Here is a 16,380-nt window from a genome sequence, read left to right as displayed (position 1 = left end):
GGGAATATCGAATGCGCCTACGCTCCACAGCCGCGGGTATCGGCATCGCCGCTCTGGCGGTCATCGGAGTGAACACTCCCGCCCACGCACGGCACTGGTGAGCGTGGGAATCGCCGCCACATCCATCATCGGAACGGTCGGAACGGCCTCCACCGCCCACGCGGCCAGGTGGTACCCGGTCGCCGAGTTCGGCTATTACACGGACTGTGTGAACATGGGCCAGGAGTACGAGCGTGAGGGCTGGAGGTACTGGTGCCAGCACAGCCCGGCCGCCCCTGCCAAGTGGACTCTCATGATCTACCAGTAGGTTCCAGCCCGGCCGGGCGAACTCCGTCCGGTTGATCACTTGAGCCGGTTGGCCGCATGGCGGCCGACCGGCCTTGGTCTCAGACCTGGGTCAGTCCTCGTCCGAGCCTTCGGTGAACGGCAGCAGCACCTCGAACCGCGTGTCCCCCGGCTCGGACCGTACCCGCAGGTCGCCGCGGTGCTTCTTGACCACGATCCGCCACGAGATGTCCAGGCCCAGCCCCGTGCCCTCGCCCACCGGCTTGGTCGTGAAGAACGGTTCGAAGATCCGCTGGGTGAGGTCCGCCGGCACGCCCGGGCCGGTGTCGCCGATCTCCACCAGCAGCCGGTCGTTCTCCCTCGCCGTACGGATCGTCAGCCGCCCGTCGCCGTTCATCGCGGAGACCGCGTTGTCCACCAGGTTCGTCCAGACCTGGTTGAGCTCTCCCGCGTACGCGGGGATCTGCGGCAGGGACCGGTCGTAGTCCTTGACCACCTCGATGTGCCCGAGCTTGCCGGAGAGCATGATCAGCGTCGAGTCGATGCCGTCGTGCACGTCGATCCACTGGTACGGCGCGCGGTCCATCTGGGAGTACTGCTTGGCCGCCGCCAGCAGCGTGGAGATCCGCGTCGTGGCGTCCTCGATCTCGCCCATCAGCGACTCGGTCTCCACGGCGTACCCGAGCCAGCGCAGGGCCGCGTTGAGGAACTCCTCGCCCACCGCCGCGTGGACCTCGTCCAGGCGCTCCACTGTGATCCCGGCCGGGACGAAGACCGCGGCCAGGTCCCATCCGTCGGTGATGTCGTGGTCCTCCAGCCAGTCGGACAGCTCGTCCTCCCGGTCGCTGGTCTGGATCGCGGTCAGCTTCGGCGCGTCCGCGACCTGTTTGACCAGCACCTCCTGCACGTCGATGAGCTGTTCTAGGAGATTCGGGTCGATGTCCTTGCTGGCGAGCAGCGCGAGTTTGTGCCGCATTCCGGCGACGCGTTCGCGCAGCGAGGACGTGGCGCGGACGGCCGCGGCGGCGGGGTTGTTCAGCTCGTGGGTCAGACCGGCGGACAGCGCGCCGAGCGCGAGCAGGCGTTCGCGCTGGCCCACGACCGCGTCGGTGTTGCGCCGCCCGAGGAACATGCCCTCCAGCAGGTGCGCGGCCATCGGGAACCACTCGGCGAACTTCGCGCCGAACTCCGCGGCCGGCAGCAGGAAGAACGCCGCGTCGGTCAGCGCGTGCACCGAGGCGGAGTACCGCTGCTCGCCGCGCTGGCCCATGAGGAACTGGGTGGCGCCGGCGTACGCCCCGCGCTGGTCGCTGCGGACCATCTCCAGCTCGTCGCCGTGCACCACCCGCGTCATCCGCAGCGTGCCGGACAACAGCACGTAGAAGCAGGTCGCGGGATCGCCCTCGCTCAGGACCTTGGTGCCCTCGGCGTACTCCTCGACCTCGCCGTTCGCGCTCACCCAGGCGAGCTGGTCGTCCGTGAGCTTCTCGAAGAGGAAGAGCGTGCGCAGTTCGTCCGGGGAAAGTCGCGTGCTCATCGCTCCTCCAGGTACCGGTGCACGAGAGTGACCGCCATCGCGCCCTCGCCGACCGCCGAGGCGACACGTTTGACCGACTGTGAGCGTACGTCTCCGGCGACGAAAACGCCCGGCACCGACGACTCCAGGTACAGCGGATCGCGGTCGAGTGGCCAGCCCTGCGGGCGCCGTCCCTCGGCGAGAAGGTCCGGGCCGGTACGGACGAAGCCGTGCTGGTCGCGCAGGATCGACTCGCCGAGCCAGTCGGTGTACGGGGCCGCGCCGATGAAGACGAACAGGTGCCCGCACGGCACCGTCTCGGTCGTGCCGCTCTCCCGCTCGCAGAGCGTGATGGACTCGAGATGATCGTCGCCGTGGGCCTCGACGACGCTCGTGCCAACGCGTACGTGCACGTTCTCGATGGCCCTGAGCTGCTCGATCAGGTAGTGCGACATCGACTGCTCCAGCGACGCGCCCCGTACGACGAGGGTGACGGACCGGGCGTGGCGGGAGAAGAACACGGCGGCCTGGCCGGCGGAGTTCGCGCCGCCGACGATGTAGACGTCCTCGCCGCTGCACGCCTGCGCCTCGGTGGACGCCGATCCGTAGTACACGCCGCGGCCGGTGAGGTCGCCGCAGCCGCTGGCCTCCAGCGACCGGTACGCCACGCCGCTCGCCAGCACCACCGCGTGGGCCGCGATCTCGCTGCCGTCGCTGAAGGTGATCACCCTGGCCGAGCCGCGCGCCTCCAGGCCGACCACGTCGCGCGCGGTGAGCACCTCGGCGCCGAACTTGCGCGCCTGCCGGCGGGCCCGCTCGGTGAGTTGGCTGCCGGACACTCCGTCGGGGAAGCCGAGGTAGTTCTCGATCCGGGAGCTCTGACCGGCCTGCCCGCCGGTCGCCTGCCGCTCGACGAGGACGGTCCGCAGGCCCTCCGAGGCGCCGTACACCGCCGCGCCCAGGCCCGCGGGCCCGCCGCCGATGACGATCAGGTCGTAGAACTCGGCGGCCGGCTCGGTGGACAGGCCGACCACGGCGGCGATCTCCGCTCCGGTCGGCGCACGCAGCGCCTTGCCGTCCGGAGTGATCACCACCGGGATGTCCCCCGGCCCGAGACCGGCCGCCTCGAGCAGCCGGCAGCCCTCCGGCTCGTCCACCGAGTACCAGCGGTACGGCACGGAGTTGCGGGCCAGGAAGTCACGCACCTCGTACGTCGGGGCCGACCACCGATGGCCGATGACCTTGGTCTCCTCCACGGGCCGGTCACCGACCGCGCGCCAGGTCTCCACCAGCGCGTCCACGACCGGATAGAGCTTCTCCTCCGGCGGGTCCCAGGGCTTGAGCAGGTAGTGGTCGACGTCCACCACGTTGATCGCCTGGATGGCGGCGTCGGTGTCGGCGTACGCGGTGAGCAGCGCCCGCCGCGCGTGCGGGAACAGGTCCATCGCCTGCTCGAGAAACGCGATGCCGTCCATCTGCGGCATGCGGTAGTCGGCGAGCATCGCCGCGACGGTGTCACCGCGCAGCTTGATCTCACGCAACGCTTCGAGCGCGTCCTGCCCCGAGTCGGCTCGTACCACCCGGAATTCCTGTCCGTACCGGCGTCTGAGGTCACGGGCCACCGCCCGGGACACCGACGGATCGTCATCCACGGTCAACAAGATCGGCATCCCCATAAACAGCGAGTATTCCAGGCGAGTGCCGTCCGGACGAGAGCAGCCCGGCGGGTGGCCTCCGGCCGGCTACGGCGCTGACCTGGTAACCCACCGGAGTGGAAGCGCGACGGGGCGTTCCTCGCTACCCTGCTCGGCGTGAATCGGCGACACAGGTGGACTTCGGTTCTGGTTCCGACCGTCATGGCGCGCCGTCTCTGGGCCCGGTTCGAGGTCGTTCCGTTCCGCTACGGCGTGGCAGCGCTGGCCGGCACCATCGTGGCGGCCGGCCTGCTGGTCGCGGTGCTGACCGCCGGCGGCGGGTCGTCCGGAGACGCCGCCGCGCGCCCCCGGCCGAGCCGCAGCCCGGTGGAGGCGGCGCCGCCCGCGCCGACCTGGGGCACGTACGTACCGCCCCGGCCGGAGCCGACCCCCGTACCCGCGCGGCCCCTGGTCACCTCGGTGCCCTCCCATCCCCGGGCCACCCACGCGCCCTCCCACTCGAGCCCGGCCACGGCCTGCCCGACGAGCCTGAAGAAATGGCCGTGGGTCTGGGAGGTGTGCAGGCGCAGATCGAACGGATGAACCCGTGTCCCGGCCGTCACAGACAGGCGTCGGATCACACTGGCACCTGTAGTACGGTCGAGCAGCGTCACACAGTCGCCCGCCCCCGGAAGGATCCCCGTGCGAAGCCCTCGTCCGGTGGCGCTGATCGCGGCGGTCTCGGTGTTCATGTCGTTGTGGGTGACCGGTGCCTCGGACCGGTCCTCCGCCTCTCAGACACCCTCGCCCAGCAGCGTCGAAGCTCTCCGCAAGCAGGCCGACAAGGCCAGTGCGGAGCTGGCCAAGGCGACCAAGACGTGGGAGGACCGCAACAAGAAGTTGAAGGCCTCCGAGGAGAAGCTGAAGCAGACCCTGGCGGACCTGGGCGTCGCCGACGAGCAGCTCAACCAGATCCGCGAGCCCCTGGCGCGCCTGGCCGCCAACACGTACAAGGATCCGGGGGCGCTCGGGATACCGGCGCTGATCGGCGGCAAGGACCCCGACCAGGACCTCGCGGCGGCGACCGACCTGACGATGTTGTCCAACGACCAGAAGACGCTCATCGACAAGGGAAACCAGCTGCGCAAACAGCATGAGCAGCTGGCCGCCACGGCCCAGGATCTGCAGTCGCGGAACGCGATCGAGCAGACCCGGCTGCAGCAGGAGGTCAGCGGCCTGAAGTCGCGCGCCGCCGCGCTGACGGCACAGCTGACCGCGGCGCTCAAGAAGCTGGACCCGAGCACGCGGCTCCGGCTGACCTGCAAGAAGAGCCTGGTCTCCGAGGCCCGCAAGTTCCCGAACGGACTGATCCCGGCGCGATACCTGTGCAAGCTCCCGCAGCCGGGCCGGTCCCTGCGCGCCGACGCGGCGCTGGCCTTCTACAACCTGAACGACGCGTACAAGCGCCGGTTCGGGGTGCAGATGTGCCTGACCGACTCCTACCGGCCACTCGCCGAACAGCAGCGCATCTACGCCGACCGCCCGGGCATGGCGGCGGTGCCGGGCCACAGCAACCACGGGTACGGCACGGCCGTGGACCTCTGCGGCGGCGTGCAGAGCCAGGGTTCGGCGGAGTTCAACTGGCTCCAGGCGAACTCCAAGAAGTACGAGTTCTTCCACCCGTCGTGGGCGTACAGCAGCCCGTTCGAGCCGTGGCACTGGGAGTACACGAAGGAGAACACCCCGACCAGCAGCGACTGACCCGGGGAAACGCCCCTCCTCCGCTCCCGCCGCGGCGAGCCGACGAGCGAGCGAAGCCGCCGGTGAGGAACGAGCCGCCCGCGCAGCGCATGAGAAACGGACGCGACCGGCCAACGCGCGGCAGACCCACGAGCGAGTGGAACGGCCACGCCGCGGGTAAGGGCGAGCGTGGCCGTGGATCGTCCGAGCGGTTCGAGGGCCCCGCGCCGGTGGCGGCGCGGGGCCCTCGAACGTGTGCTTGCGGCGGCCTGGTCAGGGGCCGCCAACCGGTGGGTCAGCCGGTGACCGGAAGGTCGCTGGGCACCGGGGTCGGCTTGGGGGCCTCGCCGGACGACTGGCCGGCGCAGGTCGCGGACGAGATGGCGATCGTCTGGCTCTTGCCGAGCGCCTGCACCGCGAGTTCGAGCGCGGTGACCGTGATGCTGCCGTCAGCGTTGTGGACCTGCTTGTTGACCGTGACCTGCACGCCGCCGAGCCCCTCGACCGGGACGGTGATGCGGCTGTTGGGGGACGTACCGGCCTGGATGGCGCGTCCCGCCAGGCGTACGTCCACGAGGCGGGAGGAGCCGGCGCCGTCGTCACAGCGGGCCGAGATCAGCTTGGCGGACAGGACGGCCTTGGGGCTGATGGCGGCCTTGGCGACCTTGAGGTCGGCCACGCTGGCCTCCGCGTGGCCGGGGACGGCGCGCGTGTGGATCACGGACAGGTGGACCAGCGGGCTGGCCGGTACGGAGACGACGCTCCGGGACCTGGGCCCGGACTCGGAGGACACCACGGGCGTCCGGGGGATGTTCACCAGGCCGACGGCGGAGATGCCGAAGGCCGAGGACGGACTGCCGCCGCCGGTCGCGGAGGCCGCCGGCACGATGGCGGCGGCAGCGGCCACCGGAGCCGCGATGACGCCCGCGATCACGCCGTATCTCAGTCGTTTACGCATTGTTGTCTCTCTCCTAATGGGGGTGATGGCTTCCCGAGGAAGCCAGGACGGCACGTCGTGCCGATGTGACCGGTCTGAGCTAGCCGGAGATCTGCACCGGCGTGCCGAGCGGGACCTTGGACAGCTGCCGCAGGGCGTCCGCCGGCACCCGTACGCAGCCGTGCGTGACGGCCTGCCCGAACACCGACTTCTGCGGCCAGCCGTGGAACGCCACGGTGCCCGGCCCTCCGCCGAACGTGTCGAGCGAGTCGGAGTGCGCGCCGACCGGCAGGATCAGCGGGCTGTAGGTGGCCTTCGCCGGGGCGAGCGAGGCGAGGATGAACGTACGCCCGGTGGGCGTCGGGGTCTTGGGCGCACCGACGGCGACGGTCCAGGTGCCGAGCGACTTGCCGGACTTGAGCAGGGTGAGCCGACGCGCGGAGGTGTCGACCTTCACGTCGTACGGGCTGTGCGCCGTCTCCACCTTGCCGTTGCCGGAGGGGATCCAGCCGGCCGCGCCGTTGGGACGGCTCGGCAGCAGCACGCGCTCCCAGCCGGGCTTGGTCTCGACGACGGGAACCCAGGTCGGCCCGCCCAGTTCCTTGGCCGGCAGTGTCGCCACCGGCTGACCGCCGGGGGTCGCGGAGACGGGCAGCGCCGCGGTGGGGTGGACGACGGTGCCGTCGGCGGACGCGAGCGCGGCGGTGTCCTTGGGGATGTTCTTGAGGGTCGTGAAGGTGGTCGCCTCCGGCAGCTTGCCGGCCGGAGCCGAACTCCCGGCGGCCGAGGACGTGGAGGGGCTCTTGCTCTTCCCTCCACAGCCCGTCACGAGCGTCGCGATGGCCGTCACGGCCACGGCGCCCACCATCAGACTGCGCGAGCCCCCGACCGGCGAACACACCGAAACCGATCGCCCGAGCCGAGCCCGCGTGGAGCGATTGCGCACGAAAACTCCAAAGATCACGAGAATTGGAACATGAGGGGTGGGGGATCTTGCGAGCCCTTAATCTCGCAGGAGAGTCACATAACTACCACATGTAACGATGGACTGTAGGCGGAGTGGCACAAAGGGGTTGCGACGCTGTCGGATTACATCTGACTTGTTACGTAAATCCCTGAACGTCCCGTGTGTCCGACGTCGGCCGCCGTCGTGCTCGCCGCCCCGACGGCGGCGTCGCGGACGCCGTGACAGTGGGCCTCACCGACCGGGCGAGCATCCGCGCGGCACTCGACCGCGTCGAGGAGGTGCACGGCCGGCTCGGCAGAGGACGACCAGGGTCACGCGCTGGCGGCCGGTGCACCGCGAGGCGCCCACGAACTGGAAGGCGTTGTCGAGCATGCGGGCCTCGCGGCCCGGACAGCGTCCAGCCAAGACACGGTCGCGAACGCCGTGGGCGAGGACCGCACGGACACGAACGGCCGGCCCGAACGGCGCGGACTAGAACACCGTGGGCGAGGACCGCGCAGGCACGCACGGGGCGGCCCGAACGACGTAGCCGAGAACGGCGTGGGCGAGGACCACGCGCGCACGCACGGCACGACCCGAACGGCGTAGGCGAGAACGGCGTGGGCGAGGACCGCGCAGGCACGAACGGGGCGGGCCGAAGGGCGTAGGTGAGAACGGCGCGGGTGAGACGAGCGCCTGGGCGAGGTCCGCCGCGTCGCCGAGGGCGATGCAAGTCGCCGGCCATGACCGCTGGACCGCCGTCCGTCGCCGTTCGGGGGAGCATCGGGTGATCCCACGAACGACGGCACGACCCGGCGGGCGGCTGGAACCGTCCGTGATCGGACGGCTCTGGCTGTTGATTTCTCTGGGATGGCTATGGAAGATGAAAACCGTTCCCGAAAAGCGTGGCCGACCCGACAGGAGAATCCATGTCGTTGACCGTGTCCCCGCAACTTGTTCAGCAGGCGCAACGTGGCGAGGTCGATGACGCCGCGTTCCTCGACTGCGTCCGAGACTCCCTGCCGTACGCCTGGAAGGTCGTCACCGGCCTGATCGACGACCTTCGGGTCGGCGATGCCGACTTCACCGACAACCAGACCCCGCCCCCCGACGAGGTCGCCCGCGGGCAGCTCCTGCGGATGATGGCCAGCGACGCCATGCGCTCGGCGATCGAGCGGCACTTCGACGTACGCCTCGCGTTCCAGAACTGCCACCGGGTCGCGGCCTTCCGGCCGAGTGCCCGGCAGGCATACGACGACTTCGTCACCGCACGCGAGCAGATCCTCAACCAGAAGCCCGAACTCGTCGACTGCTGAGGGATCCCCCTTCCCGGGTGCCCGGACCGCCTTCGCGGCGTCCGGGCACCACCACGTTCGGACACGACCCGGCGGACGGCCCGCCCGTCAGAGCGGGGCGGGGGTGGCAGTGTGCGACGGACCCAGGACGAAGCCGGGGTCGATCTGGGCTTCCAGGTCTTGGCCGGTCGCGGCGTTGGCCCAGGCTCGGGCGTTCTTCACGTGGAACTCGATCGCCTGGCGAGTGAACTTGTCCCAGTCCTTCGCCTGGCCGTCGACGGCCGCCTGGAGGCTCGCCAGCGCCGAGCGGTCGTCCGGGGACAGGTCGGAGATGCTCATGGGGCGGCCCTGCTCCATCGCCCGTACGGCGGCGGACTGGCCCACGCAGCACAGCAACGCGTCGCCCACGCTCTCGCGGAGGAACGCCACGTCGTCGGCGTCGTGGACCTTGTTGCCGATGACCCGCAGGGCGACGTCGTAGTCCGCGGCGTAGTCGACCCACTGGCGGTAGACGGCGACGCCCTTCCTCGTCGGCTCGGCGACGAGGAACGTCAAGTCGAAGCGGGTGAACATGCCCGACGCGAACGACTCGGCGCCGGCCGTACAGTCGACCACCGCGTATTCGCCCGGGCCGTCGACCAGGTGGTTGAGGTACAGCTCGACGGCGCCCGTCTTGGAGTGGTAGCACGCGACGCCCAGATCCTCGTCGGTGAACGGCCCGGTGACCATGAGCCTGGCCCCGGCCACCTCGGTGGACAGTTCGGTGTGAATGGGGTCGTCGCCGCCCAGCCGGAGCAGGCGTGAGCCGGCGCCGGGCGGAGTGGTCTTCACCATGGACGCCGTGGAGCCGATGCGGGGATTGGCTCCGCGCAGGTACGTCTTGATGTCGGACAGGTGCTCCCCCATCGCCGGGATCGTGGCCGCCGCCTCCTCCGACATGCCCAGCGCGACCCCGAGATGCTGGTTGATGTCGGCGTCGATCGCGACCACCGGCGCGCCCGCGGCCACCAGATGCCGGACGAACAGCGAGGACAACGTCGTCTTTCCGCTGCCGCCCTTACCGACAAAAGCGATCTTCACGGTCCCTCCCAGGACGGACGGGCGCCGACGGGTGGCCGGCACCGGCACAGCGCTCCGTACAGCGCTTCCGCTGACAGAGCGTTGATCTGGTTGCTACATAGAGTGACAGCACCACGACAGGCGGGGGTAGCGGTGACCGCCGGCTGTGGATGACCGCCGGGAGAAACTCTACCGATAGTGAAAACCGTTTTCATGCTTTCCAGGCCGACGGGCCTGCGGCGGCGGCAGGGACAGGGGGGCGCTAGCCCGGGAGGCCGCGGGCTCAATTGGCGCAGCCGTTGGGGACAGGGATGGCTACCGCGGATCCACGGGAAACGTACTCAAGCAGCCACGGGCCCCGAGGGCGCACGGCTCAAGTGGTCACGGACTCGGGTGGCCCCGATACGGACAGGGGATGGCTACGGCAGAGTCGCGATCGTCGGGCTCACACGACCGCGGCGGGCGGCCTCGGCGAAGGTCGGTCGCGGGTGGCGGCGCCGGGTTCTCACTTCGCCGCGCAGGCCGGGCACAGGCCGAAGATCTCCACGGTGTGGTCCACGTCCACGAAGCCCGCCTCCGCCGCCACGCGGTCGGCCCAGAGTTCGACCGCTCGGCCCTCCACCTCCACGCTCCGTCCGCAGGAGCGGCATGTCACGTGATGGTGGTGTTCGCTGGTCTCGCAGCGGCGATAGAGCGTCTCGCCGTCCTCGTCGCGGATCGTGTCCACCGCGCCGTCCTCGCTCAGCACCATCAGATGCCGGTACACCGTCGTCAACCCGATGCGTTCGCCGCGGCGGCGGAGCTCCGCGTGGATGTCCTGGGCGCTGCGGAATCCGGCGAGGCCTTCCAGGGCGGAGGCCAGTGCCTCCGCCTGCCGTGTTCCGCGGACCCGGGTGCCCCGGACCGGCTGCGACGCGCTCACCCCCGCACCGTAGCAGCGCCCGCCCCGCCAGGCCGTCACACCGGTGACGCTCCCTCCCAGATCGCCTCGAAGGCGTAGGTCAGGCACTGGGCGAGCGCCGGGTGTTCGATGAGGACGTTCGTCGTGGACGAGGAGTCGGCGACCGGGTCGCGCAGCGACATGACCACGCGTGTGCCGTCCACGATCCACATGCGCATCGGGACGGAGGCGGCGATCCGGGCGTGCTCCCCCGCCGCGGCGTAGCGCCGGATGTCGGCCAGCATCTCCGAGTGGACCAGCGCGTCGCCCTCGTAGATGCAGCGGACGGTGCCGCCGGCCTGGGTCAGGCGCCGGATGGTGGCCAGGCCGGAGGTGCTGTCCCCGGTCAGGTACGGCAGCTTGGCCATGGCGAGGATCTCCTTCTTCGCCTCGGCCTGGATGTCCTCCAGCCGTTCGGAGAGCATCTCGCGGTCGCGGAGCACCTCGACGTAGTCGAGCGGGTCGGTCTCGTCACGGCCGTGCGACCAGGCGGGGACGAGCGCCTCGACCAGGCGGGCCGTGGCCTGCTCCAGCTGGCTGAACTGCGCGCGGTGCGCGGCCAGGAGCCGCTCGATCGCCGACGCGGGATCGACGGCGGTGTAGCGCGCGACCTGACCCGGGAGCGCCCGTACGAGGCCGCGCTCGGTCAGGCCGGACAGCACGTCGTAGATCCGCTGGCGGGGCACGCCCGACTCCCGGGCGACCTGGGCCGCCGTGTAGCGCGAGCGGTTGACCAGCGCTAGGTAAACCCGCGCCTCGTACCCGGTCAGGCCGAGTTCGGTGAGCTCGCGCCGCCATCGATCCAGATCACCCATCTCCGACACGTTATCGGGCGAGACACCGATCGCAGTCCAGATCCGGACGTGGCGGTCAAGAGAGAGTAAAGGCATATTGACCCGTTTATGGCATATGCCTATCGTCCGCAGGCATGCACCACTGACCGTGGTGTCACAGGCCCGGACGCGTCGGAACCCCCGCCCCGTCGTGCCCCGGCCTCCCGCCAGAAAGGGAGCAGGATGTCACCCCCAGCCCTTGCTCGACGGACGCAGCGCCGCATGAGACGTGCCGGACTCACCGTGCTCGCCTCGGTCGCGCTCGCCGCCGCCTCCCTCGTCACCACCGCCCCCGCGCACGCCGCCATCCCCGCTCAGGCGAAGACGGCCGCCGCCCCGGTCGAGCGCGCCTGCGCGACCCCCACGCACAAGAACGAGATGGCCTGCCTCTCGCTCGTCCGTACCGACGTGCAGCCGCGCAAGGGCCTCCAGCCGCAGGTCGCGCCCTCGGGTCTGGGCGCCGCCGACCTGAAGAGCGCCTACGCCCTGCCGTCGGGCGGCTCGGGCCAGACCGTCGCGATCATCGACGCGTACGACGACCCGAACGCCGAAGCGGACCTGGCCACCTACCGCAGCCAGTACGGCCTGTCGGCATGCACCACCGCCAACGGCTGCTTCAAGAAGGTCAACGAGACCGGCGGCAGTAGCCTCCCGAGCGCCGACTCCGGATGGGCCGAGGAGATCTCGCTCGACCTCGACATGGTCTCGGCCGTCTGCCCGAGCTGCAAGATCCTGCTCGTCGAGGCGAGCCAGCCGAGCATGGACGACCTCGGCACCGCGGTCAACACCGCGGTCAGCCTGGGCGCCAAGTTCGTCTCCAACAGCTACGGGGGCAGCGAGGACTCCACCGATCCCAGCTCCGACTCCTCCTACTTCAACCACCCGGGCGTGGCGATCACCGTGTCGTCGGGCGATGACGGGTACGGCGTGGAGTACCCGGCCGCGTCCCGCTACGTGACCGCGGTCGGCGGCACCAGCCTGTCGCGTGCGTCCAACACGCGCGGCTGGAGCGAGACCGCCTGGAGCGGCGCCGGCTCCGGCTGCTCCGCGTACGACGCGAAGCCGACGTGGCAGACCGACACCGGCTGCTCCAAGCGGACCGTCGCGGATGTCTCTGCGGTCGCCGACCCGAACACCGGCCTCGCGGTGTACGACACGTACGGCGTCGGCGGCTGGGTGGTCGTCGGCGGCACGAGCGCCTCGGCGCCGATCATCGCGGGCGTGTACGCGCTGGCCGGAGCGCCGGCCGCGGGCTCGTACCCGGCGTCCTTCCCGTACGCCCACACCAGCGCGCTGAACGACGTGACCTCCGGCAGCAACGGCTCGTGCAGCCCGAGCTACCTCTGCAGGGCCGCGGCCGGGTACGACGGGCCGACCGGGCTGGGCACGCCGAACGGCGTCACGGCGTTCGGCGGCGGCTCCACCGGCGGGAACACCGTCACGGTCACCAACCCCGGCAACCAGACGAGCACCGTCGGCACGGCCGTCAGCCTGCAGATCCAGGCGAGCGACTCCGCGTCGGGCCAGACGCTGACCTACAGCGCGTCGGGCCTGCCCGCCGGGCTGTCGATCAACGCCTCGACCGGTGTCATCTCGGGGACGCCGACCACGGCGAGCACCTCGACGGTGACCGTCACCGCCCAGGACACCACCGGCGCGTCGGGCTCGGCGAGCTTCACGTGGACGGTGAACCCGGTCGGCGGCGGCTGCTCCTCGACCGGCAACAAGGTCACCAACGGCGGCTTCGAGTCCGGAACCTCACCGTGGACGACCACGTCCGGGGTCGTCTCGGCCAACGGCAGCGGTGAAAGTGCCCACTCCGGCACGCACTTCGCGTGGTTCGACGGCTACGGCACCACCCACACCGACACCGCCACCCAATCCATCAGCATCCCGTCCGGATGCCACGCATCGCTCACGTTCTACCTGCACATCGACACGAACGAGAGCGGATCCACCGCCTACGACAAGTTCACCGTCAAGATCGGCGGAACGACCCTCGCCACCTACAGCAACGCCAACGCCGCCTCCGGCTACACGGCCAGGACCTTCGACGTGTCCTCCTACGCCGGCCAGACGGTCACGTTGTCGTTCAGCGGCACCGAGGACTCGTCCCTGCAGACCAGCTTCGTCCTCGACGACGTCGCGGTGAACGCGTCCTGACCCGTACGGCCTGAAGGGCCGCGGGGGACGACGGCGTCCCCCGCGGCCCTTCTCGTCCGACGGCGAAGTGATCACCTCGGTGGAGTTACCGGCCCCCGACGTTTGGGTATCGGCGGGCTGACTGATTTCGGACTTTTGCCACGCTTGGAAGCCCCCCGAAACCAAGGAGCTGCTCCGAATGCCCCAGGCCGGAAGCACCGGAACACCCGAGAAGAGCCTCAAACCGGGGCTGAAGAACCGTCACGTCGGGATGATCGCCATCGGGGGTGTCATCGGCGCGGGCCTGTTCGTCGGCTCCGGCGCCGGCATCCACGCCACCGGCCCGGCCATCCTGCTGTCCTACGCGCTCGCCGGGCTGCTCGTCATCCTGGTCATGCGCATGCTCGGCGAGATGTCGGCGGCCTCACCGGACACCGGGTCGTTCTCCGCGTACGCCGACCGCGCGATCGGGCGGTGGGCCGGCTTCACGATCGGCTGGCTGTACTGGTGGTTCTGGGCGGTCGTGCTCGCGGTCGAGGCGACGGCGGGCGCGAAGATCGTGCACGGCTGGATCCCGTGGATCCCCCAGTGGACGCTGGCGCTGATCCTGATGATCCTGCTCACCGCGACGAACCTGTTCTCCGTCGGGTCCTACGGCGAGTTCGAGTTCTGGTTCTCGGCGATCAAAGTCGCCGCGATCGCCGTCTTCATCGTCCTGGGCGTCCTGGCCATCTTCGGCCTGCTGCCCGGCACCGACTCCGTGGGCACGAGCAACCTCACCGGCCACGGCTTCTTCCCGCACGGGTACGGCGCGATCATCACCGGACTGCTCACCGTGGTGTTCTCCTTCATGGGCAGCGAGATCGTCACCATCGCGGCCGGGGAGTCCCGCGACCCGGGCCGGGCCGTGACCAAGGCGGTCAACAGCGTGATCTGGCGGATCATCGTCTTCTACCTCGGCTCGATCGCCGTCATCGTCACGCTCCTGCCGTGGACCTCGACCAGCAGCTCGACGAGCCCGTACGTCGCGGTGCTCGATCGCATCGGCATCTCCGGCGCCGGCACCATCATGGACGTCATCGTGCTGACCGCCGTGCTGTCCTGCCTGAACTCCGGGCTGTACACCGCGTCGCGGATGGCGTTCTCGCTGGCCGAACGCGGCGACGCGCCGAAGGCCTTCGCCGCGACGACCGCACGCGGCGTCCCGCACGTCGCGATCTGGGTGTCGGTCTCCTTCGGCTTCCTCGCGGTGATCTTCAACTACACCAGCCCGGACACCGTGTTCCTGTTCCTGCTGAACGGCTCCGGCGCCGTCGCGCTGTTCGTCTGGACGGTCATCGCCGTGTCGCAGCTGCGGATGCGCCGCCGCCTCGAACGCGAGGCGCCCGAGCGCATCGTCGTCCGGATGTGGCTGTACCCGTACCTGACCGTCGCCACGATCCTCGGCATCGCCGCCATCCTCGTGGTGATGCTGTTCGACCACGACGGCCGCCCGCAGGTGCTGTGGTCGGTGGCGGTCGCGGCGGTGGTGCTGATCGCCGCGTTCATCCGCCACGGCCGGTCGCGCGCCACCGAGCCGGTCGCCCACGACCCGCTCCCCGCCGACCGCTGACGAACCCCCGTACTACCTGAGAGCGACACCGAGGTCGGCTCTCCAGGACGACGAGGCGGCGGCCGCCCGGTCACTAGCTTCTCCTCCGTTCCCGCCGAACGGAGGAGAAGGCATGTTGACACATGGAGTGCTCGCGGCGGCCGTCGCGCTGACGCTGAGCCCGGTCGCGGCCGCCGCCGCGCCGTCGGCCGACGGCGTCTGGCGCACCGACGGCTACGGGACGGTCATCGCCGTCGACCACGGTCACCTGCGGAGTTACGAGACCACGGCGATCAGTTGCCTGCCGGGCTTCACCGCCGACCGCACCGCTGAGGACGGGACTTACGTCACCGACGACGGCGACACCGTCACGGTCCGGCCGGGGCGGATGAGCTTCGCGGGCTCCCCCGGCGTCCGTCTGCTACGGCGGATCCCCGCGCTCCCCGCCGCGTGCGGTCGCACGCCGGCGAAGGACCCGCTGACCGCCTTCGACGTCTTCTGGCGGACGTTCGCCGAGAACTACCCGTTCTTCGCCGCCAAGGGCGTCGACTGGCAGCAGGTCCGGCACCGGTACCGCCCGCTCGTGACCCCGGCGACGACCACCTCACGCCTCGCCGAGATCTTCAACGAGATGATCGCGCCGCTGAACGACGCGCACACCTGGGTGAGCACCGGCGGCCCGCCCGTCCCGCACCTGCGCCCGGGCACGGTCCTGCCCTCCCCCGACTACGACCAGCGCGTCAAGACGTACGTCGAGCGCCGCGACCTGCACGGCGCGCTCACGGAATACGCCCAGGGCCGCGTCGGCTACGCCGATCTGCCCGGTGACCTCGGTTACCTGCGGATATCCGGCTTCGGCGGCTACACCGAAGCCGACGACTACGCCTCCAACGCCGCCGAGCTGACCCGCGCCCTCGACGCCGTCTTCACGCCGCGACGTGTCGGCACGCTCCGCGGGCTCGTCGTCGACGTCCGGGTCAACGGCGGCGGTTCGGACTCGCTGGGGCTCCAGGTCGCCTCCCGGCTCACCGGCCGTCCCTACCTCGCGTACGCCAAGCGCGCCCGGAACGACCCGCGGGACCCGGCCCGGTTCACCGCGCCGCAGCCCATCGAGGTACGGCCGCACGCGGATCCCTACCTCGGGCCGGTGGCGATCCTGACCGGCGGGTCGGACTTCAGCGCCGGGGAGACCTTCATCCAGGCCCTCATGGACCGGACGCCGGCGCCGGTACGGATCGGCGAGAACACCCAGGGCGTGTTCTCCGACGTCATGGAACGCTCGCTCCCGGACGGCCTGGTCTTCGGGCTGCCGAATGAGGAGTTCCGCACCCGTACGGGCCGCACGTTCGACGGCGCGGGCATCCCGCCGGACGTGCGCGCCCCGGTCCTCACCGACGAGGAGTTCGCCCACGACCGCGACTCGGCCTTCGACCGCGCGGTCGAGCTCCTGCGCCGCTGACCG

General features: G+C 70.4%; 14 protein-coding genes. 6 read left to right on the top strand and 8 right to left on the bottom strand.

Features of this window, described 5'->3' with window-relative positions:
• Positions 1-97 precede the first annotated feature (97 nt).
• Complete coding sequence (locus tag ACQEV1_RS11540) at positions 98-307, top strand: hypothetical protein (protein ID WP_433393616.1); 210 nt, start codon at positions 98-100, stop codon at positions 305-307.
• A 90-nt stretch (positions 308-397) separates the two neighbouring features.
• Here the strand turns inward: ACQEV1_RS11540 and ACQEV1_RS11535 are convergent, their stop codons facing one another.
• From ACQEV1_RS11535 to ACQEV1_RS11525, 3 genes are all read right to left on the bottom strand, one after another.
• Positions 398-1,822: an ATP-binding protein gene (locus ACQEV1_RS11535; RefSeq protein WP_285620134.1), complete on the bottom strand. Its 1,425-nt coding sequence runs from the start codon at positions 1,820-1,822 to the stop codon at positions 398-400.
• Positions 1,819-3,453 (bottom strand): FAD-dependent oxidoreductase, encoded by a 1,635-nt coding sequence (locus tag ACQEV1_RS11530; protein WP_433393613.1) that lies wholly within the window; start codon positions 3,451-3,453, stop codon positions 1,819-1,821. Before ACQEV1_RS11530 ends, ACQEV1_RS11535 begins: the two co-directional genes overlap by 4 nt.
• A gap of 248 nt (positions 3,454-3,701) precedes the next feature.
• Complete coding sequence (locus tag ACQEV1_RS11525; RefSeq protein ID WP_433393611.1) at positions 3,702-4,076, bottom strand: hypothetical protein; 375 nt, start codon at positions 4,074-4,076, stop codon at positions 3,702-3,704.
• A gap of 61 nt (positions 4,077-4,137) precedes the next feature.
• Between ACQEV1_RS11525 and ACQEV1_RS11520 the strand changes: the two genes are divergently transcribed.
• Complete coding sequence (locus ACQEV1_RS11520) at positions 4,138-5,196, top strand: D-alanyl-D-alanine carboxypeptidase family protein (protein ID WP_285620139.1); 1,059 nt, start codon at positions 4,138-4,140, stop codon at positions 5,194-5,196.
• 274 nt (positions 5,197-5,470) lie between these two features.
• Here ACQEV1_RS11520 and ACQEV1_RS11515 read toward each other — a convergent pair whose 3' ends face one another.
• Complete coding sequence (locus tag ACQEV1_RS11515; RefSeq protein WP_433393609.1) at positions 5,471-6,133, bottom strand: choice-of-anchor P family protein; 663 nt, start codon at positions 6,131-6,133, stop codon at positions 5,471-5,473.
• Between the two features lie 79 nt (positions 6,134-6,212).
• Positions 6,213-6,968, bottom strand: coding sequence for a L,D-transpeptidase (locus ACQEV1_RS11510; protein ID WP_433393607.1), 756 nt, complete (start codon positions 6,966-6,968; stop codon positions 6,213-6,215).
• Positions 6,969-7,987: 1,019 nt separating this feature from the next.
• On the opposite strand from ACQEV1_RS11510, the gene ACQEV1_RS11505 reads away from it, so the two are divergent.
• Positions 7,988-8,374, top strand: coding sequence for an SCO5389 family protein (locus tag ACQEV1_RS11505; protein ID WP_433393605.1), 387 nt, complete (start codon positions 7,988-7,990; stop codon positions 8,372-8,374).
• An 87-nt stretch (positions 8,375-8,461) separates the two neighbouring features.
• On the opposite strand, the gene ACQEV1_RS11500 is transcribed toward ACQEV1_RS11505, so the two are convergent.
• From ACQEV1_RS11500 to ACQEV1_RS11490, 3 genes are all read right to left on the bottom strand, one after another.
• Positions 8,462-9,433, bottom strand: a complete 972-nt coding sequence (locus ACQEV1_RS11500; RefSeq protein WP_433393603.1) for an ATP-binding protein — start codon at positions 9,431-9,433, stop codon at positions 8,462-8,464.
• Positions 9,434-9,917: 484 nt separating this feature from the next.
• Positions 9,918-10,334: a Fur family transcriptional regulator gene (locus tag ACQEV1_RS11495; RefSeq protein ID WP_433393601.1), complete on the bottom strand. Its 417-nt coding sequence runs from the start codon at positions 10,332-10,334 to the stop codon at positions 9,918-9,920.
• A gap of 35 nt (positions 10,335-10,369) precedes the next feature.
• Positions 10,370-11,167, bottom strand: a complete 798-nt coding sequence (locus ACQEV1_RS11490; RefSeq protein WP_285568748.1) for a TrmB family transcriptional regulator — start codon at positions 11,165-11,167, stop codon at positions 10,370-10,372.
• A gap of 240 nt (positions 11,168-11,407) precedes the next feature.
• On the opposite strand from ACQEV1_RS11490, the gene ACQEV1_RS11485 reads away from it, so the two are divergent.
• From ACQEV1_RS11485 to ACQEV1_RS11475, 3 genes are all read left to right on the top strand, one after another.
• The gene (locus ACQEV1_RS11485; protein WP_285620148.1) at positions 11,408-13,348 is read left to right on the top strand and encodes a putative Ig domain-containing protein; all 1,941 of its coding nucleotides are present in this window, start codon (positions 11,408-11,410) and stop codon (positions 13,346-13,348) included.
• 178 nt (positions 13,349-13,526) lie between these two features.
• Positions 13,527-14,939, top strand: coding sequence for an amino acid permease (locus ACQEV1_RS11480; RefSeq protein ID WP_285620149.1), 1,413 nt, complete (start codon positions 13,527-13,529; stop codon positions 14,937-14,939).
• 112 nt (positions 14,940-15,051) lie between these two features.
• Entirely contained in the window at positions 15,052-16,377 is a 1,326-nt protein-coding gene (locus ACQEV1_RS11475; RefSeq protein ID WP_433393598.1) for a S41 family peptidase, read from the top strand.
• Positions 16,378-16,380 lie beyond the last annotated feature (3 nt).

Source organism: Actinoallomurus sp. CA-142502 (genome assembly GCF_050936355.1).
GTDB lineage: Bacteria > Actinomycetota > Actinomycetes > Streptosporangiales > Streptosporangiaceae > Actinoallomurus > Actinoallomurus iriomotensis.
This window is presented reverse-complemented; position numbering and strand designations above follow the sequence as displayed.

Excerpts from the sequence above, each read along its gene's own strand:
- ACQEV1_RS11475 (WP_433393598.1), top strand. The coding sequence starts at position 15,052 with ATGTTGACACATGGAGTGCTCGCGGCGGCCGTCGCGCTGACGCTGAGC.
- ACQEV1_RS11490 (WP_285568748.1), bottom strand. The coding sequence starts at position 11,167 with ATGGGTGATCTGGATCGATGGCGGCGCGAGCTCACCGAACTCGGCCTG.
- ACQEV1_RS11515 (WP_433393609.1), bottom strand. The coding sequence starts at position 6,133 with ATGCGTAAACGACTGAGATACGGCGTGATCGCGGGCGTCATCGCGGCT.
- ACQEV1_RS11505 (WP_433393605.1), top strand. The coding sequence starts at position 7,988 with ATGTCGTTGACCGTGTCCCCGCAACTTGTTCAGCAGGCGCAACGTGGC.
- ACQEV1_RS11480 (WP_285620149.1), top strand. The coding sequence starts at position 13,527 with ATGCCCCAGGCCGGAAGCACCGGAACACCCGAGAAGAGCCTCAAACCG.
- ACQEV1_RS11485 (WP_285620148.1), top strand. The coding sequence starts at position 11,408 with ATGAGACGTGCCGGACTCACCGTGCTCGCCTCGGTCGCGCTCGCCGCC.
- ACQEV1_RS11535 (WP_285620134.1), bottom strand. The coding sequence starts at position 1,822 with ATGAGCACGCGACTTTCCCCGGACGAACTGCGCACGCTCTTCCTCTTC.